Origin of the sequence: Alicyclobacillus tolerans (genome assembly GCF_048984885.1) — a bacterium.
Classification (GTDB): Bacteria; Bacillota; Bacilli; order Alicyclobacillales; family Alicyclobacillaceae; genus Alicyclobacillus_I; species Alicyclobacillus_I tolerans.
Window position 1 is genome coordinate 612561 of the sequence record NZ_JBMGNK010000002.1, and the last position, 23536, is coordinate 636096.

General features: G+C 45.9%; 22 protein-coding genes. 14 read left to right on the forward strand and 8 right to left on the reverse strand.

Features of this window, described 5'->3' with window-relative positions; translation table 11 throughout:
• Positions 1–25: 25 nt before the first annotated feature.
• Positions 26–1300, forward strand: coding sequence for an MFS transporter (locus tag ACOJUR_RS03215; RefSeq protein ID WP_203115017.1), 1275 nt, complete (start codon positions 26–28; stop codon positions 1298–1300).
• Positions 1301–1424: 124 nt separating this feature from the next.
• On the opposite strand, the gene rpiA is transcribed toward ACOJUR_RS03215, so the two are convergent.
• Genes rpiA through ACOJUR_RS03230 form a run of 3 tightly spaced genes read right to left on the reverse strand, consistent with a single transcriptional unit; the run spans position 1425 to position 4403 of the window.
• Positions 1425–2117 (reverse strand): ribose-5-phosphate isomerase RpiA, encoded by a 693-nt coding sequence (gene rpiA / locus ACOJUR_RS03220; RefSeq protein ID WP_420949230.1) that lies wholly within the window; start codon positions 2115–2117, stop codon positions 1425–1427.
• Positions 2114–3061, reverse strand: coding sequence for a ketopantoate reductase family protein (locus tag ACOJUR_RS03225; protein WP_420949231.1), 948 nt, complete (start codon positions 3059–3061; stop codon positions 2114–2116). The genes rpiA and ACOJUR_RS03225 overlap by 4 nt, the downstream gene beginning before the upstream one ends.
• A 43-nt stretch (positions 3062–3104) precedes the next feature.
• Positions 3105–4403 (reverse strand): MFS transporter, encoded by a 1299-nt coding sequence (locus ACOJUR_RS03230; RefSeq protein WP_420949232.1) that lies wholly within the window; start codon positions 4401–4403, stop codon positions 3105–3107.
• Between the two features lie 227 nt (positions 4404–4630).
• Between ACOJUR_RS03230 and liaF the strand changes: the two genes are divergently transcribed.
• From liaF to ACOJUR_RS03245, 3 genes are read left to right on the forward strand one after another with little or no spacing between them, the layout of a single operon-like run.
• Entirely contained in the window at positions 4631–5461 is an 831-nt protein-coding gene (gene liaF / locus ACOJUR_RS03235; RefSeq protein ID WP_420949233.1) for a cell wall-active antibiotics response protein LiaF, read from the forward strand.
• Between the two features lie 31 nt (positions 5462–5492).
• A complete protein-coding gene (locus ACOJUR_RS03240) occupies positions 5493–6503 on the forward strand; it encodes a sensor histidine kinase (protein ID WP_207549689.1) in 1011 nt (336 codons plus the stop codon).
• Positions 6478–7134 carry a response regulator gene (locus ACOJUR_RS03245; protein ID WP_203115023.1) on the forward strand — a complete coding sequence of 219 codons (657 nt, stop codon included), beginning with the start codon at positions 6478–6480 and terminating at the stop codon, positions 7132–7134. Before ACOJUR_RS03240 ends, ACOJUR_RS03245 begins: the two co-directional genes overlap by 26 nt.
• A gap of 59 nt (positions 7135–7193) precedes the next feature.
• Here the strand turns inward: ACOJUR_RS03245 and ACOJUR_RS03250 are convergent, their stop codons facing one another.
• Complete coding sequence (locus ACOJUR_RS03250) at positions 7194–7643, reverse strand: hypothetical protein (protein WP_420949234.1); 450 nt, start codon at positions 7641–7643, stop codon at positions 7194–7196.
• A gap of 146 nt (positions 7644–7789) precedes the next feature.
• Positions 7790–8062 carry a hypothetical protein gene (locus ACOJUR_RS03255; protein WP_420949235.1) on the reverse strand — a complete coding sequence of 91 codons (273 nt, stop codon included), beginning with the start codon at positions 8060–8062 and terminating at the stop codon, positions 7790–7792.
• Positions 8063–8449: 387 nt separating this feature from the next.
• On the opposite strand from ACOJUR_RS03255, the gene ACOJUR_RS03260 reads away from it, so the two are divergent.
• Positions 8450–9733 (forward strand): MFS transporter, encoded by a 1284-nt coding sequence (locus tag ACOJUR_RS03260; RefSeq protein ID WP_420949236.1) that lies wholly within the window; start codon positions 8450–8452, stop codon positions 9731–9733.
• Positions 9734–9810: 77 nt separating this feature from the next.
• Here the strand turns inward: ACOJUR_RS03260 and ACOJUR_RS03265 are convergent, their stop codons facing one another.
• Positions 9811–10287 (reverse strand): DinB family protein, encoded by a 477-nt coding sequence (locus ACOJUR_RS03265; RefSeq protein WP_420949237.1) that lies wholly within the window; start codon positions 10285–10287, stop codon positions 9811–9813.
• A 196-nt stretch (positions 10288–10483) separates the two neighbouring features.
• Between ACOJUR_RS03265 and ACOJUR_RS03270 the strand changes: the two genes are divergently transcribed.
• Together ACOJUR_RS03270 and ACOJUR_RS03275 are read left to right on the forward strand one after the other, a co-directional pair.
• A complete protein-coding gene (locus tag ACOJUR_RS03270; RefSeq protein ID WP_072873025.1) occupies positions 10484–11311 on the forward strand; it encodes an undecaprenyl-diphosphate phosphatase in 828 nt (275 codons plus the stop codon).
• Positions 11312–11447: 136 nt separating this feature from the next.
• Positions 11448–12677 carry an MFS transporter gene (locus ACOJUR_RS03275; RefSeq protein WP_420949238.1) on the forward strand — a complete coding sequence of 410 codons (1230 nt, stop codon included), beginning with the start codon at positions 11448–11450 and terminating at the stop codon, positions 12675–12677.
• 56 nt (positions 12678–12733) lie between these two features.
• On the opposite strand, the gene ACOJUR_RS03280 is transcribed toward ACOJUR_RS03275, so the two are convergent.
• Entirely contained in the window at positions 12734–13909 is a 1176-nt protein-coding gene (locus tag ACOJUR_RS03280; protein ID WP_420949239.1) for an aminotransferase class I/II-fold pyridoxal phosphate-dependent enzyme, read from the reverse strand.
• Between the two features lie 61 nt (positions 13910–13970).
• The gene (locus ACOJUR_RS03285; RefSeq protein ID WP_420949240.1) at positions 13971–15812 is read right to left on the reverse strand and encodes a glucosaminidase domain-containing protein; all 1842 of its coding nucleotides are present in this window, start codon (positions 15810–15812) and stop codon (positions 13971–13973) included.
• A gap of 235 nt (positions 15813–16047) precedes the next feature.
• On the opposite strand from ACOJUR_RS03285, the gene purN reads away from it, so the two are divergent.
• The 7 genes from purN (at position 16048) to ACOJUR_RS03320 (ending at position 23486) form a co-directional block, all read left to right on the forward strand.
• Positions 16048–16623, forward strand: a complete 576-nt coding sequence (purN, locus tag ACOJUR_RS03290) for a phosphoribosylglycinamide formyltransferase (protein WP_420949241.1) — start codon at positions 16048–16050, stop codon at positions 16621–16623.
• A 60-nt stretch (positions 16624–16683) separates the two neighbouring features.
• Positions 16684–18090 carry an amino acid permease gene (locus ACOJUR_RS03295; RefSeq protein ID WP_072873029.1) on the forward strand — a complete coding sequence of 469 codons (1407 nt, stop codon included), beginning with the start codon at positions 16684–16686 and terminating at the stop codon, positions 18088–18090.
• Positions 18091–18266: 176 nt separating this feature from the next.
• Positions 18267–18950, forward strand: coding sequence for a phosphoadenylyl-sulfate reductase (locus ACOJUR_RS03300; RefSeq protein ID WP_420950493.1), 684 nt, complete (start codon positions 18267–18269; stop codon positions 18948–18950).
• Between the two features lie 36 nt (positions 18951–18986).
• Positions 18987–20147 carry a sulfate adenylyltransferase gene (gene sat, locus ACOJUR_RS03305; RefSeq protein WP_306954237.1) on the forward strand — a complete coding sequence of 387 codons (1161 nt, stop codon included), beginning with the start codon at positions 18987–18989 and terminating at the stop codon, positions 20145–20147.
• Positions 20140–21864 (forward strand): NADPH-dependent assimilatory sulfite reductase hemoprotein subunit, encoded by a 1725-nt coding sequence (locus ACOJUR_RS03310; protein WP_420949242.1) that lies wholly within the window; start codon positions 20140–20142, stop codon positions 21862–21864. The genes sat and ACOJUR_RS03310 overlap by 8 nt, the downstream gene beginning before the upstream one ends.
• 33 nt (positions 21865–21897) lie before the next feature.
• Positions 21898–22704, forward strand: coding sequence for a uroporphyrinogen-III C-methyltransferase (gene cobA / locus ACOJUR_RS03315; RefSeq protein ID WP_420949243.1), 807 nt, complete (start codon positions 21898–21900; stop codon positions 22702–22704).
• Positions 22701–23486 carry a sirohydrochlorin chelatase gene (locus ACOJUR_RS03320; RefSeq protein ID WP_420949244.1) on the forward strand — a complete coding sequence of 262 codons (786 nt, stop codon included), beginning with the start codon at positions 22701–22703 and terminating at the stop codon, positions 23484–23486. The genes cobA and ACOJUR_RS03320 overlap by 4 nt, the downstream gene beginning before the upstream one ends.
• Positions 23487–23536 lie beyond the last annotated feature (50 nt).

A 23536-nucleotide genomic window follows, 5' to 3' on the forward strand; every position in this document is an offset into this window, starting at 1 on the left:
CAGAGCGTATATTCTCTGTAACATCATGGGGGTGAGAGAACTGCGCTCGCTTTGGAAAAATCGCAATTTTACTATTTTATACTCTGGCCAGTTAGTCTCAAGTATTGGCAACAATCTGTTCCTGCTTGCGCTACCGTGGTTTATTTACACTACCACACACTCTAGGGCAGACATGATTTGGGTGGGTCTAGCTACAACCATACCGGGATTGGTGGGGCTTTTCAGTGGAGTCTATGTAGATCGATTCCCTAAACGCACGGTCATGCTACTATCAGATTTGATTCGTATGTTGCTGATGCTGCTCTTGGCGGTGTTTGGTTTCTTGCATCTGTCCGTGGCTTTAACCATTGCAGGAGTATTCTTTTTGGAGGCTGTGGGCATGTTTTTTATGCCAGCTTCCCGTGCGCTTCTTCCCCTTATTGTAAAACCTGAAGAACAGCCAGCCGCTGTAGGCTTTGATCAATCCTCTAATGCTATGGTCAGTTTGGTCAGTCAAGCGGTTGGCGGAGTACTCTATGTGTGGTTGGGTGGACCTATTCTCTTTCTTCTCAATGCAATCTCCTTTTTATCTTCAATCTTTACATTACCCATGATTCGGGTCGAGGAAAAAATAGAAAAGAGAGCTCATGCTTCTTTCTTCAGTGATTGGAAGGCAGGCTTGCAAACTATGTATCAATCCAGCCTGTTCTTCTGGATTTCGATTTCAGCAATGATTTTTAACATCGGCACTGCTGGACTCTCTATTCTTTTGCCGATGTGGATTAAAACGGGTCTGCATTTGAATGCCAGTTGGCTTGGTGTCATGATGGGAGCCATTGCTCTTGGAGATGTGGTCGGGGGACTATTTATTGGGGCATTGACCAAAATATTCAGTTTTCAACAGGGTATACTCTTGGGCGGGTTCACCATCAGTATCTTTTTTGCTGGGGTAGGTATAGTTCCTAATCCATACGCTGATACAATTTTTCTCTTTATCGGTTCAATGGGTGGAGCGCTGATGATGAGTGTAACCGCGCTTAAATTGATGTCAGCTCCTGGTACGCTTCGTGGTCGATTGTTTGCAACCATGAACGGGTTTGCACGACTCATGACGCCGCTTGGCATGGTGCTCGTAGGTGTGTTGAGCATGTATATGGATTTGCGGTGGGTTTTTGTCATCTGCGGGGCGCTTGTAGTGATGGGACTCTTGCGTATGATTTTTCCCATCCGAGACGATATGGCGAATCTGCAAATTAAGGCCGATTCAGAGACCGTTATAACAGAAAGTTCGATTGGTGAGGAGCCCGTTGTAGAATCCTGATTTTAAACCGAGAAAGAGAATGAAAAAATGTGCATCGATAAGGGGTAGGCGGCAAGAGATGCGCTGTAGGCGCATCCATCGCCGCCTGATTCCATTTTGAGATGAATAAGAGGCTATTTGCGCATTAAGGTAATGGGGCCAGGTCAGAGACTAAATGACCAACTTGCTCTCCGTCACTCCAAAATACGTCATTGGCCATGTTGCAGAAGAGTCCCGTTTCCACAACTCCAAGCAGGGATTTTAACTGCTCATGCAGTGCAGCAGGTTGTTGAATGGTACCAAAGTCGCAGTCATAGATATAGTTGTGATTATCGGTTTCATACACTACGGAATCTTTGTGGCGCAAATAGGTTTTGCAGCCCAGCGCGGCAATTCTCCGCGCCGTATGCTCGTGTCCAAAAGCAGCAACTTCAATGGGCAATTTAAATTTGCCCAGCGTTTGCACACGCTTGCTGGCGTCTACTACAATCACAAAACGTCGCGCTAGGGATGCCACCATCTTTTCCCTAAACAGTGCGCCGCCACCGCCTTTGATGAGATTGAAATGATCATCTACCTCATCTGCTCCGTCAATGGCGATGTCCAATGTTTCAGCACGATTGATATCCACAAAGGGTATACCGTGTTCGCCAGCCAATTTTTCTGTTTCGCGCGATGTACAGACACACTGGATTTTCAACCCTTCTGCTATACGCCTGCCAATGGCTTCAATGGCATAATAGACGGTCGATCCGGTTCCCAGCCCAACCCACATGCCATTTTCAATGAGTTCTACAGCCGCCTCGGCGGCCAATTTTTTCCCGTTTTGTTGAGTCACTTGAGGGTGACACCCCATTCCACATGTTGTGGTTTACCCTGAATGTATGGATGAAGTAAAGCGTAGATAGCAGCCAGATGTGGCGCAGCAATTTGATGCTTGTGGGCTCGTCGCAAAAATCCGCCCTGCAAACTTTCCAGTTCGAGAGGCAGTCCTTTTTCCAAATCACGATGCATGGAAGAAGTAAGGCTGGGAGAGGCTTTTTGCATGCGTACAGCAATCTCTTTCGCCATTTCGGTGGGGAGTTGAGCACCTTCGGCACGCGCAATGCGAATAATCTCCTCAGCAAGGGAGTGCAAATAAGCCAAACTGAATTCATCATTCACAAAAACGCCAACCGGACTGCGTGTAGCCGCTGTCATGCCGCTCAGACAAGTGAGAAATGTATACTTTCGCCACATTTCTGTTTCAATTTGTTCACTCAGTGTCACTCGGAATTTCCCTAGCAGCATGGTCTGATAAAGCTTCTCCGCAAACTCTTTTTGCTCTTCGCTGCGTGGACCAAAAACGAGATCGTGCATTGGACCTGCTTTGCGGACATGGCCATCTTCATCGAGTGTGGTTTCAATGTAACAAGTACCGCCCAGCACCCTATGAGATCCATATCGCTCGCTTAAAATATCGAGATGATCCATACCGTTAAGAAGGGGTAGTAAGCGCGCGCCACGTTTGACAACTTCGTCAAGGGTAGGAAAAGCTGCTTCAAGATGATAGTTTTTTAATGCCACCAGGAGCACATCAACATGACCGAGCTCTTCAGGCGTAGCCGCGAGATCGGGTTCTAGCTGCCATTCTTCATCATCGGTATGAATCCAAAGTTTATGTTCTCGTAATTGCTGGTAGCGCTTTGGGCGAACCAAAAACCGCACAGGTACACCTGCCATGGCCAGTCGCCCGCCAAAATATCCTCCGACAGCGCCAGCTCCCAATATGCCAATGCGCATACGCTCTACCTTCTTTCTCTGAGAATTGTCCTCCCTCAGAGTATCACATTTCTGGCAAATCTACAGAAAGTGAATCCTTTTGCAAGTGTGGAAAATCATTTCTGGACAGCTCCATTTGTTCCAAAGCAGACAAGGAGATGTCTTTCATATTGGGAAACGTGTAAAAGATACTGCTTATGATGGTCAGTGCACCAATCCCAATCAGTAAAATAAAGAGCGGAACATGAGAAAGTAACAATGTCACGATGACGAGTCCTAAAGGTGCGGCAATGCTCACTATAGCCGAAAGACTACCAAAAATCCGGCCTTGCAAATTTTTTGGAATGGAGCGCATGAGTATAGCAAACAGATAGCTGTTGACGTTGCCCATGGATATGCCCATGATGAAGGCTAAAACAGATGTCCAAGTTGCATGGTGTACGAGGGAGATGAGTACCACCATTAACCCCATGATAAACAGGCTATTTCCAAACTGCCATCGTGTGGAAAACCGTCGTCCTAATTCTGCGGAAAGTAAACTTCCAAGAATGGTGCCAAGTGATGAACTCGTTTCAATAATGGCCAAAACGAGTGCTGTACCATGCAGTGGACCTTTAACCCAGGCTGTCAACAGGATGAAGAAAGGGGTAAGCGCAAAATTGGCCACAATGGCAGTGGCAATAATCACCTTCATAACTTTGAACTTCCATATCAATTGGATTCCTGCTATCCATTCCCGCCAAAAATTTTTTAATAAAGGTAGATTGGAAGCATTTGTTTTGGACAGTGGTGTATCATTTTTAGCTTTTAAAAACAGCAGACTGAGAGAAGAGACAAAAAAAGAAAGGCCGTTCAATAAAAATAACATAGGAGCTCCAATCAGAGCGATTAACACTCCGCCTGCCATGGTGCCAATGATTTGAGATGTACTGTTCATGGATTGCAGCAGGCCTGTGGCCAAAGGAATCTCCTCATCACTAACAATCCTAGGAACAAAAGCAGATGAAGCTGGACTGAAGACAGAGCCAGCTATGCCAAGCAGTAGTTGCAAAAGAAGGATTAGCCAAAGCTGAAAATGGATGATTACAGAAACCGTCATGGCCAGGCAGAGTATTGCGCGTATGAAATCACTGAGCAGCATGGTCCAGCGTTTAGACCAGCGATCGACCAATACCCCTGAGAAAAGTGTGAAAAAACTTGGAATCATACCCATAATTCCGCTTAAGGCCAAATCTGTTGTCGATTTGGTCATCAGTAAAACGTACCAGGGCAGAGCAAGTGAAAATAAATTACTGCCCACACTGGATACAAATTGGCCAGAGAAAAGGATCAGGAATAACCGATTCCTTAAAAGTAAGTGCATCAGGGGGGCCTCCTAGTCTCTATGATTATAATTGAATTTTATCCTTGTGGATATCCTGAAAAATCCATCTCAATTCCTATATGTATCTCCGACTTTTGGTGGATAACGTGATCGGACCAAAAGGGGTTGCCGTTTTGGGTCTATCCTTGTATGCTTCGTCTTAATTCCAATAAAGGATTGCCAGCAAAGTGATTGTTCTAATTGGAGTAGAGTATGGGGGGCTATGAATGAGGCGTGGCACTCATTGGGGCATTATTATTATACTTATAGGTTTGCTTTATTTGCTCTATTTTTTTCATGTTTTTCCCCATCCGGGTTCTTGGTTCAATGGTGGTTCCATCCTATATGGAATTTTGGCGGTGCTGTTTTTGTATTTTACACTCTCGCGGAGACGAGTGCGGGGAAGAATCTGGTCATTTTACATTTTTATCATCTTCACGTATCTCTGCTTGTATCACACCAAACTTTTCCCCTGGCTCAACCAGATTCGACAGCCGTGGCAATTGATGTTGGGGCTTTTTATTATATTTGTCGGTTTTTATATCTTAATTCGTGGCAGAATTCCTGTCATTCGAATTGAAAATAACTCCAAAAACCAAACGGAAACCACCGGTTATCGGCAATCGTCTTCATTTCGCAAGTTTGTATCGTTAGGGCGACTTTCAATGCCATTCTCAACTAATTTACCTGTTTTTGGAAAGCGTTTATTGGGAGAAATAAACATAGGTAGAGGGGCGTGGAAACTGCGCAGTGGAGAATACTGGTTGGGAATTGGCGAATTGCGTCTCAATCTTGCTACAGCTCATGTCGACGATGGCGAGTATACAATTTTGGTACACGGTTGGATAGGTGAAATTCGTATTCTTGTACCGGAAGGGTTGGATGTACGCGTGGAAGCAACACTGGGAATGGGGGAAGTTCAAATTTTTGGCGACTCGCATGAAGGAATCATTCGCTATCCTGTTCTATATGAAGATCCCACCTACGGAATTTCCAAACGGAGGGTGCGGCTTTTGACCCAATTACGCGTTGGTGAATTGACCGTGATGCGAGTGTGAAAAAATGCGACTGACGACTACCTTCGTAAGTGTGTCCGTGTTTACGGCAGTACTTGGTTTTACTCTCGGAGATTTGTCCGAACATCATGCCGATTTCATGAGTTTGCTTTTCATCGCGCTGATAGTTCTTTCTCTTATGCTCAGTTATCTGTTTGCTCGCGGATATCGTATCCGCATGGGAGATATTGAAGAAGCGGCTATTTTGCTTGCTGTTGGTCGGTTGCAACATCGTATTCAAATTTTCAATCAACAGGATGAGATTGATCGTCTCGCCATCGCATTTAATCGAATGAGCGAGATTTTGCAACAACAGGTCAGCCAATTGCAAACACTCGTCGCTGAAAATCAGCAACTTTTGAAAAAAGCTGAACTAGCAGCTGCGGATGCAGAACGTCAACGATTGGCTCGTGAATTGCATGATTCGGTCAGCCAGCAACTTTTTTCGCTGTCGCTGTTAGCTGAATCTGCACTTGTCGAAGCCAAGCACGATGCCCTCAAATCGCTGTTGCAGCAAATGGCCGATCTCGCTCGCCAAACTCAAAGGGAATTGCGATCGCTGCTGCTGCATCTGCGTCCTCTTCCGCTCGCTAACCAGTCTTTGGAAGAAGCTGCCGAACAGTTTCTTGACAGCGTATCTAAACGTCATCATATCCAAGTTCACCAATCTTTTCATGTACATGGTTCTATGCCAGAATGGATGGAACAAGAACTGTTTCGCATTCTCCAAGAGGCTGTTTCCAATGCACTGAAGCACGCCGATGCTACGGAAATTCGCGTACAGTGTATAGAGCAAGAGGCAGCTTACACGTTTTCCATCTCGGACAATGGTAATGGGCTCCCTTTTTTAGCTCTTAACCCTATCGATGAATCTACAAAAATCTCTGCCGACCATTATGGATTGTTGAGCATGCAGGAGCGTGCTGAGCGTATGGGGGGGAGGATTGATTGGATTGAGCAACAACCGGGTCTCACGGTACAGGTGACGATACCAAGATTACCGAAAGGAGACGGGGCGTATGACGATAAAAATCTGGATTGTTGACGATCACGCTGTGGTTCGGCAAGGGTTACGAGCGATATTGGAATTGCAACAAGATTTTTGCGTGGTAGGGGAAGCTGGAAATGGACAGGAAATGCTGTGCAAGTGGCGAGATTATCCTGGAGATGTCGTTTTACTCGATCTACTTATGCCACATATGGATGGTTTAGAGACTCTGCGGCGGTTTAGGGAAGTCGGCAATTCTACACCCGTAGTCATGTTAACCAGTTCTTTAGAAGACAAATGGTTACTGGAAGCCTTGAAATTTGGAGCCGCTTCCTATCTTTTGAAAACTGCCCATCCTACAGAGATTGTAGAAGCCATTCGGACAGTCACTTCCGGAAAAACCTACCTGCACAGCGAAGTGCAACCTTGGCTTGTGGAAAGTTTTTTCCAAGCGGAGAAAAAGGTCGCACACCAAGAACTGACTGCTCGCGAACACGAGGTCTTATCCTGTTTAGCCTCAGGAATGAGCAATCAGGAAATTGCCGACACACTCCATATAGGTATCAAGACCGTAAAAACGCATGTAGGGAATATACTGTTAAAACTGTCTGTGCAAGATAGAACCCAGGCAGCCATCTATGCGATTCGCCATGGACTCGACAAATGTTCTCCTTTCTCTTCTTCCTAAACGGCAAAAGCATAGGCGCCATAGAATGTCAATCGCATGGCGCCCCTGTAGTAGTGAAATCAATGTGGCTTAAATGCGGCCATCATCAGAATGGTCAAGAGAATGAAAGAGTTCAAATGAAGGACGGAAGTGTAGGTTTGAGTAGAGCCAGGGGAACGAGAAGCAATCATCCGATTGCGCACAGTTTTGCCCAGCCAACGCAATACAAAGACGCTCAAAATAAGCGCCACAATACCCATTCCCTGCATATACGTCAACCAGAAGTAACTCAACTTGGCCCGCGGTTCGACTAGAAAGGAGAGCACGGTACCACTCACAGCCGTTAATAATGCCGACCACAGGGAGACTCGGTCAAAAGTATCAAACAGCGATTGAAGGATGTCAGCATTCCATGAATCAGGAAGTTTGCGAATCTTGGCCCAGAGAATGGAAAAGAGAACTTGTCCCCCAAACCAAAGCGCTACGCCCAGAATATGTAATAGCCACCAAAAGGCATGAAATGTATGCATAACCTACCTCCTGTGAATGATTCTACGCTCCACTGTTTATATTGAGTTCATATACATACTGCCAAGTTCTTCACGTAAATGCAATCTACAGAAATAAAAAAATGCAGACATCAATTTGAAGCGATGTCTGCAGTATTGCAAAAGATTTATTCTTTGTTTTTGCTGTTTTCTAATTCACTCACCGTTGATTTGGCTTCTTCCAAGCTTTCTGCAGCTTCCAGCCAAGGTTTTTCCTGACTATTTGACAAAGCGCCAAGCAGTCCCTTTTCAGCGTGTTGAATAGCGTGCTCGGCTTGGGAAAGCATGGTTGTTGACGGATGGGACAAAGCCTGTTTACTGGCTCGCACCGCACTTTCCACAGCCTCTTGAGCGTCAGACAGAGGACTTTGTGATTGACGACTGCGATCGACACGATTCATAGTTGGGCTTCCCTCGCTTTCATAATTAGCCGTATTAGTATGTCCAAATCAGATGTGTACATGCCATGAGTTGGTGATTCTGTTAATTTGGGGCTTGCTATGGTGAGCATCGACAGCTATACTTAGCGCAATATGATTTTCGGAGGTGGCAAGACCTTGCGTACAGAGTTGGGCGTACATTCAGCACGAATCATGACGGTAAATTCTGCCCGTCTGTCTTTTAGAGGCTTGCCACGTATCACTTAGAATTCCAGTTTGTACGGTTACTGGGAGAGTGTCGTAGGCAAGCGTGCTTACGACACTCTCTTATTTGTCTGGAGAGAAGTGTTTCCTCACGCTTGTCTCGCTCTGCTCCCTTAACATGGAGAGTTGAGAGAGGGGTTTCACATGAATTGGAAGTTACTCCATCCTAATATTCGCATTCGGGCGTTGGTGTTCTTTTTTGTCGGAGTTGGCCAGTCAACAACGATTCCCTTTATGGGAATCTATTTTGCGAAAGCGTTTGGTGCCGATTTAAGTGGTATCTTGCTTGCCGTAAGTATGGTTCTTGCTCTGCTTGCCAGTTTGTTTGGCGCTTATTTTGCCGATCGCGTAGGGCGACGTAAAATTTTACTCAGTGCGGAAGCTATGTTTGTTTTGATCTATCTAGTCATGGCCATGGCAAATAGTCCATGGTGGTCCTCCGCTACGTTGACGTTGATAGCGTTCACGCTAGGGAATATGTGTTGGGGGATTTATGGACCGGTCGACGAGGCAATGATTTTGGATGTAACGAATCAAGAGTCGCGGGCGTTTGTTTTCACACTGTTTTATTGGCTGATGAATCTAACGTTGGCCATCGGATCGGCCATTGGAGCAATTTTCTTTTATCCTTATCGGTTTTGGCTGTTTCTTGTCATGGCATGCGTTGTGTTTGTCAATTGGTGGATTACTTACCTGTTGATTGCTGAAACTTACCAACCAATGCCGCTGCAACATGGCAGGGGCGGACTGTCACAGGTCCGTCATACGATAAAAACTATCCTTCAGGATAAAGCATTTTTGATTTACTTTTTTTCGACAGTGGCTGTGGCTACAGTCGAAAATGAATTGCCAAACGACATTGGGGTCCATCTGTTGCGGACATTTCAACCGGTGCAACTCCATGTCTGGCACTGGATAATATCACTCACAGGAATTTCTGTGGTTGGGTTTTTACAAACTGAAAACACGATGATTGTTGTTTGTCTGGCGTCTCTTGCTGTTTTTGTCAGTCGCCGCATGTCTAAAAAACGTGTTTTGTTGTTGGGAATTGGATTGAACACGGTGGGTTTTGCGTTACAGTGTTTCTTTACCAATGCCACCAGCCTGTTTTTCTTGATGGCTGTAGCTACTGTAGGTGAAATTTTCAATGTACCCGTTCGTCAATCGTTTGTTGGAGATATTGCACCAGATGATGGGAAAACGATGTATCTGGCTCTGATGAGCGTTGCTTGGGGACTTGGCCGAGTACTCGCTTCGGCAAGTATTACAATTGGAGCCCATCTCTCTGGTCTGGGGATGGCTATTTTAGTAGGTATGATGGGTGGATTGGGATTGTTTGGTTTTTATCGGCTCGCACAAAAGACTGAGACGCAAATCCATCATGCTCGTTTAAGTTCGGATATGATCTCGTTCAGAGAAGATGGATAAGCTATGGTCTTATTCACAAACGCCCCATGTGCAAGTCGATGCGCACGGGGCATCATCTATCAGATGCAGTGGAGGCTTTACGCTCTTTTCATAAACATAGGCATCTCTTGGACGCCAACCATTCTTGCATAAACAAATAGTTGCCCTTTGTGGTGGATCTCATGGTCAATCATGATGGACAGTACAGTCTTCCCTTGCAAAGGTTGTCCTCCACCAAACATTTCTGTTCCTTCCACTGGTTTTTCTAAATGTTCCTGGGGAATGGCAAGCAGAGTGTTTTTGGTTTCTTCGGTCATATGTGCCGCAAGTTGTCGCAGTTCTTCAAGCGTAGTTGGTTTAGCCGCTTGTTGTCCGCTTGGGCGCTCAAAACGACCAGCTTTCACAGCTCCGCTAAACATTAAGCTGGATCCATGCATATGAACGATTAAATCGGCTAAGCTCAGAGCACCGTCCCAAGGCTTGAAATGAAGAGCGCTCTCCGGCAGCTTTTGCAGGATATCCAGTGTCACATTACGGTGCATAAACCAGTGTTGAGTCACCTGCTCACGATTCATCTGATATCTAGCCTCCCATATGTAAACTCTTTCTTTTCTATGATAATCAAAGAATGGGATGGCGGCAAATTTGGCGAATTTTTTAGCAAATGAATGACGAAGTTTGACAAAAAAACGGCTTTTCGGTCGACATGTCTGGTTATCCTTCGGTATAATCGCAGAGAACTGTCCATCTCTGAAAGGATGAGCGAAACCCATGCATGCCTCGCAAATTTATATCTACGCGCTGGTGCAAGGCATTACCGAGCTGTTCCCCATCAGTAGTGTAGGTCACGGTGTCATCTTACCTTATTTATTTCATTGGACCAGCATCTCTGGTTCCAAGCAGTTTCTGCCCTTCATTGTCATGTTGCACTTGGGCACTGCTCTTGCGTTACTCATCTATTTCTGGAGAGACTGGGTGGACTTGATTTCTTCCCTGTGGATGAGAAAACCGCATGAACGCAGGATTCTTGGCTTAATTATTGTGGCTACCATACCAGCCGCCATCATTGGTAAACTGCTTCAACACAAGTTTGCAGAACTCTTTCCTAATGCCTTATCAGCCTCTATTTTCCTCATTGTCAACGGTTTTGTCCTGTTTCTGGCCGACAGGTTACGCAGACGCAGAGCCAGCAAGGAAATTCAGCAAATTTCTTATGTTCAAAGTTTCTTTATTGGCATTGTGCAGGCATTTGCTCTCATCCCTGGTTTTTCCCGATCCGGTATCACGATGACGGCGGGACTCGGTACGGGGCTGTCTTATGAAGAATCAGCTCGCTTTTCTTTCTTGCTCGCTACACCGATCATAGCTGGGGCAGGTGTATTGGAAGTTCCTAAAATGCTGAAAAGCAATTCTAGTGCCATGCTTCATTTAGGACTGGTGGGCGGTCTTTTGGCAGGGATTGTGGCATTTCTTTCAACAGCCTTCCTGATGCGTTATTTCAGCACGCATGAAGTCAAAGCGCTTCGTCCGTTTGGTTGGTATTGTATCATTGTTGGAGTGATTGTAGCGATTATGGCGCTTTTGCATCTGCATTTCTAATTTTTTATAACAAACAATTCAGAGGTAAATGGATTCTATTCAAGTGGCGATTCGTCTGTCTGCGTCATGACAGCGAATCGCCCAGTTCATTCTGCACTCTACCTATGGATGTTCGATTTAGGGAAGGGGAACATCAATGGCTAATGAGATAACAGCATCGAGTCGTTCCATTCGTTCGGGGGCAGTATGGACGTTCAGTGCGACTCATTTAATGAATGATTTAATGACAACCGGTATGGTGCCAGCGCTTTTGCCTGTTTTTAAATCAGCCTTTCATTTGAGTTACGCGGAAGCGAGTTTGGTTGTCCTTTTTTCTTATTTGACATCTTCTGTCTTACAGCCGTTTTTTGGAGCTTTGACGGATAAACATCCCTGGCCCTGGATACTGCCGATGGGAATTTTTCTCTCCTGCGCAGGCCTGGCCGCAGCTGGTCTTGCTCCCACATATGTATGGTTAACTGTAGCCATCTGCATTTCTGGCTTGGGTTCTGGAGCTTTCCATCCCGAAGCGTCGCGAGGCACACATCTAGCATCGTCTGGCAAGGCTAAGGGGTTGGCACAATCTATTTTTCAGGTAGGCGGTAACAGCGGGCAGGCACTTGGACCCTTGGTGGTTTCCTTATTTATTTTGCCTTTGGGCAGGCGTGGGCTGACGTGGTTTTTTATCCTCGCGTTACTCGGTTTGTTTTTAACCTTAAGAATTTTACCTTGGTACAAAAAGGGGACTTTGCAGGAACGGAGTAATCGTAAGTCTATTGTTGGCGAAAACCACGTCATTGGTATGGTGATGATGGTTTGGGTCATCATTTTGCGTTCTTGGTGTCAAATTGGTGTAGCGGGATTTTTGCCCTTTTATTTTGATAAGTTCCATGTGCCAGTAAGAATTTCCGAGTTATATGAATTCGTTTTTTTGGCAGCAGGCGCTTTGGGAACTTTTCTTGGCGGCCCGCTCTCCGATCGGTTTGGTAAAAAAACCTTGCTAGTTGCCTCTATGGTCTTGGCGATTCCGTTTGCTTTTCTTGTCCCGCATGTGCGTGGATTTTGGGCAGTCCTTGTGTTGTTTGGTTTTGGATTGTCCGTTCTTTCGTCTTTTGCAGTTACGGTGGTTTATGCGCAAAGATTGCTTCCACGCAGTGTTGGGCTAGCCTCAGGGTTGACGATTGGATTTGGAGTGGGGGCAGGTGGGATAGGCGCTTTTTTCCTTGGTACCCTTGCAGATACAATGGGTGTTTCTAAAGTATTTTACTTGCTTGGATTTTTGCCATTGATTGCAGCCATTCTGTCCATACTTTTGCCATCGGATAGGAAATTGGAAGCTCAAGCTGCTGCCATGGCTATTCATGGGGAAAATGAAAATACCAACTAAGCATACCCGCCGCATCATAAATGTGCGGCGGGATTAAGGACATGTATGATAAGGTTTTACCGATTCACGGCATGAGAAACACTTTTCAGGTATACACCAATTCTTTGAGCGGCTTCTTCCAGTCGATGGACGGGCTGTACCAACGCTAAGCGTACATACCCCTCACCTTCACTGCCAAACGCGTTTCCTGGTGTCATGGCCACCCCCGCTTCACGGAGCGCATTCAAGGCAAACTCTCGTGATTGAAAACCATCAGGAATCTTAGCCCAGATAAACATGGTGGCTGGAGACTTGGCTACTGGCCAACCAACATTTTGTAACGCCTCACAGAGACGGTCGCGTCGATGAATATATTCACTCAGTTGCGCTTCAAATAATTCATGTGGAGCTAGAAGAGCATCAATGGCTACGCGCTGAAGGGGGAGAAAGTTGCCGAAATCAATATGCGATTTGAGCAATGCCAATCGTTCGATCCCATCTCGATTGCCACATAGATAACCAATTCGACAGCCAGCCATATTAAATGTCTTGGATAACGAATTAAATTCGACGCCCACCTCTTTGGCGCCAGGTATGGAGAGAAAGGAAATGGGACGAACGCCATCAAAAACGAGTTCAGAATAGGCGAAATCGTGAACAATGAAAATATCGTGGCGTTTGGCAAAGGCGACTAACTGCTCAAAAAATTCATGGGTGGCTAAAGCCGTCACAGGATTACCAGGATAGTTGACAATCATCATTTTAGCGCGTGCCAAAATACCCTCGGGTATATCTTCAAGACAAGGTAAAAAATGATTTTCTTCCAAAAGTGGAATGGGATAGGGGGTTGCGCCGGCGAGACGGATGGAAGCATCGTAAATAGGATAGCCAGGATTGGGAACCAATGCGATATCGCCTTCGTTAAGCAGGCACATCGGCAAATGTGACAAACCTTCTTGCGTACCGGTCAATTGCAAGACTTCATGTTGAGGATCGAGTTGCACTTGATAACGGCTAGCGTAAAAATGTGCGACGGCGTCAGAGAAAGATTCTAACCCTGTGATGCTGTACGCGTAGTTGGCTGGTTGCCGAACATAATCTGCTAATTTTTCCATGACCAAGGCTGGCGGAGGCATGTCCGGACTGCCCACACTGAGATCGATAATATCGACACCATTTTTTTGCAAACGCCTTTTTTCAAGAGCTAGTTCAGCAAAAATGCCAGTTTCTAAAGTAGCGAGTCGCTTTGACATAGGTACGGTCACAATGACACCTTCCTTAAGTTGCCGCTCTGGGCTTCTGTCTAATGGCAGTTTACGCGTTTGCAGAATTTTGTGCTACCTTGTTCACGGTGATATTCTGACTTTCAATATAACCCGTTTCAGGTGTTCCGGTCAGAGGGTTGACATAGTCAATCAGCAGCATATCCTGACTGGCTGCGTTATAGCTTGGCATGACCACCCAGGAACCGGTATGCAATGTGGTTTCCAAAGTACTGTTAACTTGGGCGTTGCTGTATACCGGAATGGGTTGATTCGCTTTCGAGTTTAGTTGATAGATGTTGTTAAATTGCAAGTTCTGACCCATTACCCAGCCCGTATAGTTACTGCTCTGAATTTTATACCAAGCAGTAACATATCCCTGCCAGAATCCTTGTTCCATTTGCAAGACTTGAACTTGCATTCCCGAAATCCAATTGCCTGTTGGCGTGTTGTCAAACGAGTTGAGCGCCGTGTCAGGATTGCTGTATATCGGGATAAGAGAAGAAGTTGTGGCAGATTTCAGCATAGCAGAAGCACCGTTAAAAGAAAAAACAGGTTCGTTGCTGTCTGGCTCTGGCGGTGAGGCCGATCCCGGTTGGTAGATTGTGTATTGACTGAGATGAAGTCCAGCAAATTGGGAAATCATTCGCATGAGTTCGCCGATTTGCAGGCTCCAGGTGGGGTCAGTTGCGTAATTTTGGTTCATGCCATCTAGTGTGGGGGATTCGTAATACTCAGGACCGCCTGGATTGAGGTAAGTATTGCGTACAAACCAAGCCTGGAATTGAATGGTGTATGTCTTGCTTGGAAAAACGCCTCCGTCGGCAAACGGATCGGCATCATATGCTCCATAACCGTAAAGGTTGTTTTTTTCGGTAGCCAGACTATTGGTGCCCCAATTGCTCTCCAGAATTGCGTGGGCCAGCAAATATGTAGCATTGACGCCATAAGTTTGGGCTGCTTGCAGGATAGCTTGACCGAGTCCCTGTAAGCCAGAGTTGGGTACAACAGACTGGAGAAAGGCATTGATTTTGTTGGCAGTCAAACCAGCTGGCGCAGGTGTACGCAAATCAACTTGACGATAAGGATCCTCGTAGTTACCGGCCCATTTGTCTATATATGTGCCATTTTCAGCAATTTGGTAGAAAACAGTGTCGTTAGGCGTGCTACCTTGTACAGCATTGAGAGAAACATAGGTTGCTCCAGGAACAGCAAAAGAAGGTGCGGGAAATGAGTATCCTGGTAAAAAAGAGGCCGCGAAATATTGATCGTCCATTAAAGACCAGTCGTCTTTTGGCCAGACGACCACCTGGTTCGTTGAGGTGTTGACAACATAACCTACATTGCTTGACTGAACGGCAGCTTCAGCTTGTATGAAGGAAGTGTAGTCCACAGGTTGACTGGTTGGGCTTTGATAAGCAGCATACTCAGGAATTGAAGCAGCAGGATTGACGTTAAATGTCAATGTCCATGTCGTTCCATTCCATTTACTTTGGATACCAATGGCCGTCAGCGCCTGCTGAATATACCAGATAGGTATGTATGTGGTTGGCGCCCCTGAATCAGGATCAATCGCTACCAGAGTCGGGAAATGCTCAAGAGGGGTTTCATTGAGTATTAAACTGTCTGTAGCATGGTTTTGCGGCGGCAGTATGGACGGATGGAAATGGCTTGAGGAAGTGATTGTCCATAGATGGCCATTCCATTGGCTGACAAAACCTAAAGGTTTGAGCGCTTGCATGACATAATAGAGCGGCATATAGGTAGTTTGCTGGTAGACAAATCCATACGGTTGTTCAACGGTTTGCCCATTGACGATAATGGACTTTTTGGACATGGTATAGTTGGGTGTCGCCGCTTCTACTATCGGTGTGCCAGTCAACGCGAAAAACATACAGGCACTCCCCAAAAGACGTTTCATTTTGGGGTGTCGATTACGATATTTCCTAAGATACAGCAAAAATGTTCACGTCCTTCGCCTGTGGATGTCCCTCTGGATGCAAATATCGCCTACAGCGTTAAGGGGGAAATTCGCTCTAAACGGCAAATGTCCTACTGTGTATGGTGCAATACCATGAATTACATATTGCGTGTCGATCGAATATGTCCAAGATAGGAGAGATGATAGCTTGCGTATCGCATTTTTGGCTTCTCATAACGGGAGTAGTATGCGTTATCTTGTTGAAGCGGTTAAAACGGGAATTTTGTCAGCCGAACCAGTGCTTTTGATTGCCAGCAGGGCAGACAGTAGCAGTCTTGCATATGCTGCTGAAAATGGGATTCCGCGTGTGATAGTGAACGCTCGAGATCACCATCCATATGCTTCTGAAGATGAAGCTGTTTGTGCTCATTTGCAGGAAGCCAGACCGGATGTAGTCGTACTCTCAGGTTATATGCGAAAAATCGGATCGAAAACTTTGGCAGCGTTTGAAGGGCGTATTCTTAATATACATCCAGCTTTGCTTCCGAAATTCGGAGGGCAGGGCATGTATGGTATTCATGTACATCAAGCTGTTCTTGCTTCAGGGGAGCGAGTAACGGGGGCAACTGTGCATCTTGTAGATGCAGAGTACGATCACGGTCAAATTTTAGCTCAAGCCACTGTACCAGTTCTACCCAATGATACACCTCAGTCATTAGCGGAGCGAGTGAAAGCGCAGGAAGGACCGCTTTACTTAAAAGTACTCACCAACTGGCAACGTTAAAGTATAGTATAATAGTAGGAAAATCGCGAGAGAGATTAGAGTGTGCAAAGGATGCTGATGATGCAACAAAATCAGGATGTTACCCATACTGTAAAAAAGCCGTTGCGACGAAGCTTGGTCAATCGACAAGTACAAATGCTCGCCATTGGCGGTGTGATTGGGGTAGGGTTGTTTTACGGAGCGACTGTGTCCGTTGGGCTGGCAGGTCCAGGTGTCATTCTTGACTTCATCCTCTGTGGCATTATTGTAGCTATTGTGATGCGGGCGCTCGGTGAAATGACTGTCCATCAGCCAACCTCTGGTTCATTCAGTGAGTTTGCGGGGGAAGCGTTTGGAGCTCGTATGCGTCTGATTATGGCAGGTATGTGGTGGTTCTATTGGGTAGCTACCGTGATGAGTGAGTTAGCAGCAATTGGTAAATTGATTCAGTTTTGGTTGCCTAACTTTCCGGTGTGGCTGCCGGGTGTCATTGCTTTGGCGCTTTTCACCATTACCAATCTCCTTGCGGTGCGCGTATTTGGTGAATTGGAATATTGGTTTGCTGTACTGAAAATCATGGCCATTTCTGTCTTTATTATCTTTGGACTGCTGTTTGCCTTCACAGGCATCTTTCGTGGAGGAGAAATTCTAGGCTTGACTAACCTTTATGCTCATGGTGGTTTTCTGCCGCACGGCTGGCTTGGTGTTGTGATGGCTGTTTCGCTGGTGGTTCAGGCATACAGTGGTGTGGAAACTCTGGGAGTTGAAGCGGGCGAGTCTTCTAAACCTGAAAAAGTCATGCGCCGCGCATTTCGCTCCGTTACTGTAAGGATTGCCATTCTCTATGTCGGTTCGATGTTTGTTGTGCTCACCGTGATTCCTTGGCAACACCTGATTGGCAGTAATTCAAGTCCCTATGTCATTCTTTTCAGTCGAATAGGTATACCTTTTGCTGCATCCTTGGTCAATTTGATTATTGTCCTATCGGGATTTTCTTCCTGTAATACAGGACTTTACGGTGGTAGTCGTATGCTGTATGGAGTGGCTCAAGAGCGTAATATCGAGAAAATTCATTTAACACGTTTAAACCGTCATCAGGTTCCTAGTGTGGCAGTTTGGTTAACGGCTCTTGCCATTTCGGTAGGCATTCTTATTACTTATCTAGCACCTAACAACGTCTATGTCTGGATTACGAGCGCCTCAGCGTTTGCTTCATTGTTTACTTGGTTGATGATTTTGCTGACAGAAGTCGTTTTACGCCGGCGAGCTCAACAAAATGGTCAGACTCTTAGTTACGCCATGCCCTTTTGGCCCATACTTCCCTGGATAGGTATCGTCCTTGTGGCCGGTGCTATCTTAGCCATCTTCTTATCTCCCTTGACACGTGTTTCCGTCTTTGCCGGTCTCATTTGGTTGGTACTGATGATTGTATATGCCAGTGTGCAGGTAGCTCGGCAGCGATTGAACGTAAAATCGATTCACTCTTAAGCTGCGGACTTCATCAGAACCAATCTGGGTCTTCATATCCAAAAAACCCGCGTCAGCGGGTTATTTTTTTTGCCTATTGACCTCGTGGGTCGCTGGCCATACAATAGGAATAAAATTAAAGTATTCCAATCGGAATAATAATAAAGAGGTGTGGGAATAACGTGAGAACTTTAGCCATCAGTCCAATTGAAATTGAATCATTGGCAGCAACGTATGAAAATGCTTCACCGCAAGAGATTTTGCGTGAAGCTTTGCACCGTGTGGAAAATATAACTCTCGCCTGCTCTTTTGGCATTGAAGATATGGTTTTGCTCGACATGCTCAGTCAATTAAGCCCAAATCCTGACGTGTTCTACTTAGATACAGATGTTTTGTTTCCTGAAACGTATGCGTTATGTAACGAGGCGATAGAACGCTATGGATTGACCCGGCTACGGCAAGTCAGGCCCGCTTTGACCTTGGAAGAACAGGCAGAACAGTATGGAGAATCGCTTTGGCAGAGCAATCCCAATCAATGCTGCGATTTGCGCAAAGTACAACCGCTGACACGTGTTCTGCAGGAATATGATGGTTGGGTTACGGGTATTCGCCGTCAGCAATCGCCTACGCGCGCCAATGCACAGGTCTTTGAGGTCGATCACAAATTTGGCTTGGTGAAAGTCAATCCGTTAGCCACGTGGTCTGAGAAAGATGTGTGGCGCTATGTTCATGAACACCAGGTACCCTACAACCCTTTGCACGATCGCGGTTATCCCAGTATCGGCTGTTTACACTGCACACGTCCTGTCAAACCAGGTGAAGATTCACGTGCTGGTCGTTGGGCGGGATTTGATAAGACAGAGTGCGGTTTACATCAGTAACGGATCGGCTAAAGAAAGATTAGGAGTGGTATAGATATGGAAGCGCATGGCGGACAACTGGTTTCTAGAGAATTACGTGGAGAAGAACGTGCAGAACGGATTCGCGAAGCTCAGGATTGGAAATCCATTGTACTTACGATGTGGGCACTCTCTGATTTGGAGTTAATTGGAATTGGTGCCTTCTCTCCCTTGACAGGATTTCAAGGGGAAGCAGACTATTGGTCGATTTTAGAGAATATGCGTCTACAAAATGGCACCGTATGGCCGATTCCTATTACCTTGGCTGTTTGTGAAGAGGAAGCCCATCAAATCAAAATAGGAGAGATGGTTGCCCTCTATGGAGAAAACGGACAAATTTATGGGACGCTCAGAGTAGAAGAAAAATATAAGGCAGACAAACTTCGTGAAGCACAAGCAGTGTATCGTACAACAGACAAGGAACATCCGGGTGTTGCTAAATTGTTGGCACGTCCTGATGTCTATTTGGCTGGCCCCATCGAAATTTTAAATCGTCCGCAAATTTCTCAATTTTCATCTCATACGTTCGATCCGGTTGAAACGCGGCGCATGTTTGCAGAACGCGGCTGGCGGAAGATTGTTGGATTTCAAACGCGCAATCCAGTGCATCGTGCTCACGAGTTTATTCAAAAATCAGCTTTGGAAATTGTGGATGGACTGTTTCTTCAGCCGCTTGTGGGTGAGACGAAAGCAGATGATATTCCAGCTACGGTAAGAATGAAGAGTTATGAAGTGTTGCTTCAACACTATTATCCGAGCGATCGCGTTTTACTAGGTGTCTATCCTGCCGCCATGCGCTACGCTGGTCCGAGAGAGGCAGTGCTGCACGCACTGGTCAGGAAAAATTATGGTTGTACGCACTTTATTGTAGGTCGCGATCATGCTGGCGTGGGCAACTATTACGGAACGTATGATGCGCAGAAAATTTTTGAACATTTTTCCGAGCAAGAATTAGGAATTGTTCCGTTGTTTTATGAGAACAGCTTTTTCTGCAGCAAGTGTGACACCATGGCTTCAGAAAAAACGTGTCCGCACGATGAGGAATATCGCTATATCCTCTCGGGTACGAAAGTACGCCAGATTCTTCGCAGTGGAGAACGTCCTTCTTCGAAATTCACTCGACCTGAGGTTGCTGATGTTTTGATTGAAGGATTGCGGGAGGCGATAACGGTTGGCTGAGCAACATTCCTCAGAAACAAAACTATCCAAAGTAGAAATTATCAAAAAGAACAGCCGGCATCTGCGTGGAACTATCGAGGAAGCGCTACAGGATGGCAGCAGCCATTTTTCTGAAGAAAATGTGCAAGTATTGAAGTTTCACGGTATGTATCAACAGGACGATCGCGATTTGCGTGCAGAAGCCAAGCGGCTGGGCAGGGAACGCTATTATTCTATGATGATTCGCGCCCGGATACCGGGAGGTCGTTTGAATGCAAGTCAGTATCTGGAATTTGATAATATCGCAGATACTTACGGCAATGGAACATTGCGCATAACTACTCGGCAGACATTTCAGGTACACGGTGTTCTGAAGGAGAATGTCAAATCCACGTTGCAGCACCTCCATCAGGTGTTGATTACCACCCTTGGTGGTTGTGGTGATCAGGTGCGCAACATTATCTGTTGTGGCAATCCGCTTGAAAATGGTTTTCGCAAGCAAATTCATAGTGATTTGCACAAAATGGTCTCGCAATTTAGTGCAAAGACAAATGCGTACCACGAAATATGGTTAGACGGAGAACGATGGAATAGCGAAGAGGACTTGCCGGAAGAAGAGCCGTTATACGGCAAAGTCTATCTGCCTCGCAAATTTAAGATTGGTTTTACAGTTGAGGGCGACAATTGTGTCGATATCTATGCGAATGATTTGGGAATTGTAGCGCATCCAGATCCCGCGGAGGAAAAGGTCGAGGGATACACGTTGCTTGTAGGAGGCGGTATGGGCCGAACCGCATCCATTCCCGATACGTATCCGCGCTTAGCGACACCGCTTTGTTTTGTGACACCAGAAGAACTAGCGCAGGTATCCATGGAGATTGTCAAAATTCAACGTGATTTTGGAAATCGCAGCGACCGACGCTATTCTCGTTTCAAATATTTGCTGGATGAGCGGGGGATCTCATGGTTTCAGGAAGAGTTAGAAAATCGAGTGGGCTATCGTCTGGCTTCGCCTCGGCAGCTTGTTTGGTTGAGTGGCTCCGATCATCTTGGCTGGCACTCTTTGAAAGATGACCAATGGTATTTGGGTCTATTTGTTCGCAATGGACGAATAATGGATACCCATGATATGCGCCTCAAAAGTGTATTGAAAGAATTATTGGAGACGTACGAATTCGATATACAGTTAACTTCACAGCAAAATTTGCTTTTGGTTGGCATTCACTCGCAACAGCGAGATGAGGTGGAGAAAAAATTGCGAAATGCGGGTGTCCATTTACCAGTGGATTATTCACAAGCGGTTCTTCACTCCATGGCTTGTCCCGCGCTTCCAACTTGTGGTCTTGCGACCGCTGAGTCGGAGCGGGTTTTTCCAGAAGTTATGGAACGGATGGAAAAATTATTGGCGGAGACAGGGCTTTCCGAGATTTCTTTGCCCATCGCCATTCGTATGACAGGTTGTCCTAATGGCTGTGCCCGTCCTTATATTGCCGATATTGCTTTTGTCGGTCGAACACCTGGCAAATACGATATCTTTTTGGGTGGCGGAATCTTGGGAAATCAATTAAACATGCGTGTACTTGAATTGGTTCCAATAGAGAAACTTGATGAGGTTTTGCGCCCTGTATTGCAAGATTATGCGGAAACCGCTGCAACCCATGAAACGTTTGGAGCCTATTGTCATCGAGTTGGTTTGGACGGTCTGCGCGCTAAGATGGAAGCAGCAGTGATTGGATAACATCTGCAAATCAAAGCTGGGAGGAGGGAGGTTATGAATGGGAAGGTGTATCTGGTTGGTGCTGGACCAGGTGTTTCAGGGCTCCTGACTTTACGGGGAAAAGAGGTCATTGAAACGGCCGACATTCTTTTCTATGACAGACTCATCTCGCCTCGATTGTTCAGCTATGCGTCTCCACAGGTTGAGGCTGTTTATGTAGGTAAAGCCAATCGAAAACATACTATGCCTCAAGAGGAAATCTGCCGATGCTTGATCTGTGCAGCACGTGAAGGAAAGAGAGTGGTCCGTCTTAAAGGTGGCGATCCGTTTGTGTTTGGCAGGGGCGGGGAAGAGGCATTTGCGTTAAGAGAAGCAGGTATTGACTACGAAATTGTGCCAGGCGTGACTTCCCCAGTAGGAGCACTTGCATATGCAGGCATCCCACTTACGCATAGAGGATTGGCCCCTATTCTCGATTGGCAGTCGTCCCAACCTTTATTTGGATCACGTATTTTAGTTGTGACTCGTGATAGGGCATTAGCTGACCACTGGGTGCGCCGTATAGAATCACTTGGCGGTGAAGCCATGGATATTGTCTTTGAAGAGAATGGACATGTTTTGCGGCCAGCAGCCTTAACTGCGTTGCAGCAACTTTGGCAACCTGAAAGTATACATGCAGTGTGGATAGAAGGGGATATACCAAGGAAATCTCTAGACCTTTTTTTCCCTGCTGCATGGAAAAATCATTTGCAGACGCTTGTTTGGTGGGATGGAGAAAAAGTTGCTCAATATTTGGAAAATAATCAGGATGTTCTTTTTATAAATAGAGATGCCAAGTCAAGTAGGGAGGCGTTTGCATGAGACGCGGCGTGTTGCTGGTTGCTCATGGAACTCGAGTGCCAGCAGGCGTTTTAGCGGCGACTTGTTTTGCGGAAGGTGTAGCCAATAGGCTAAAGGCGCAGAATCCATTATGGGAGAATGCGCTTTGCCGATTGGCTTTTTTAGAAATTTCCACACCTGATATCTATGCAGTTGCTACCCAAATGTATCAGCAAGAGGGCATTAGAGAACTTTATATTTTGCCGCTCTTACTGCTCAGTGCTGGACATGCGCTGGCAGATTTACCGCGTATTATCGATGATATACAGAGAGATTGTCCTCATCTTAGAGTACGAATGTCATCACCATTAAATGATCATGAGAGGCTGGTAAAAATTTATCAGCAACACATTCATGATGCATTACAGCAGGAATCGGGAATAGATGCTCTTCTTTTTGTGAATCGTGGTTCCTCGTATCCACATTCCTATCGGATTTTTCAACAGATCGTTCAGCAGACGAGCGCTTCGTTTCCTGATTTGAAAAAAACATCTGCCTTTTTCGCTGGCTTAGGGGCAGGATTATCGAGAGCTTTTCATCGCCTTGAAAAGTCTGGGGTAAGAGAGTGTCTTGTCTTGCCGCACCTGCTTTTTCCTGGACGTCTCTCTGCTCAATTGGATCGTCAGTTAAAGGAATGGGCTATGGGACATGCTCATTTACATTTTCGTTCGGCTCCACTGCTTGGTGAATCGGAAGAATTGATGGATGTCTATGCCAAGCAAATAGTTCTCTTCAGCTTGAGAAGAGCAGTGCAAACCGTGTGACCAGGGACATCCCGTGTTATGATAGAAGATACAAGCTGATAAGCGAGGTG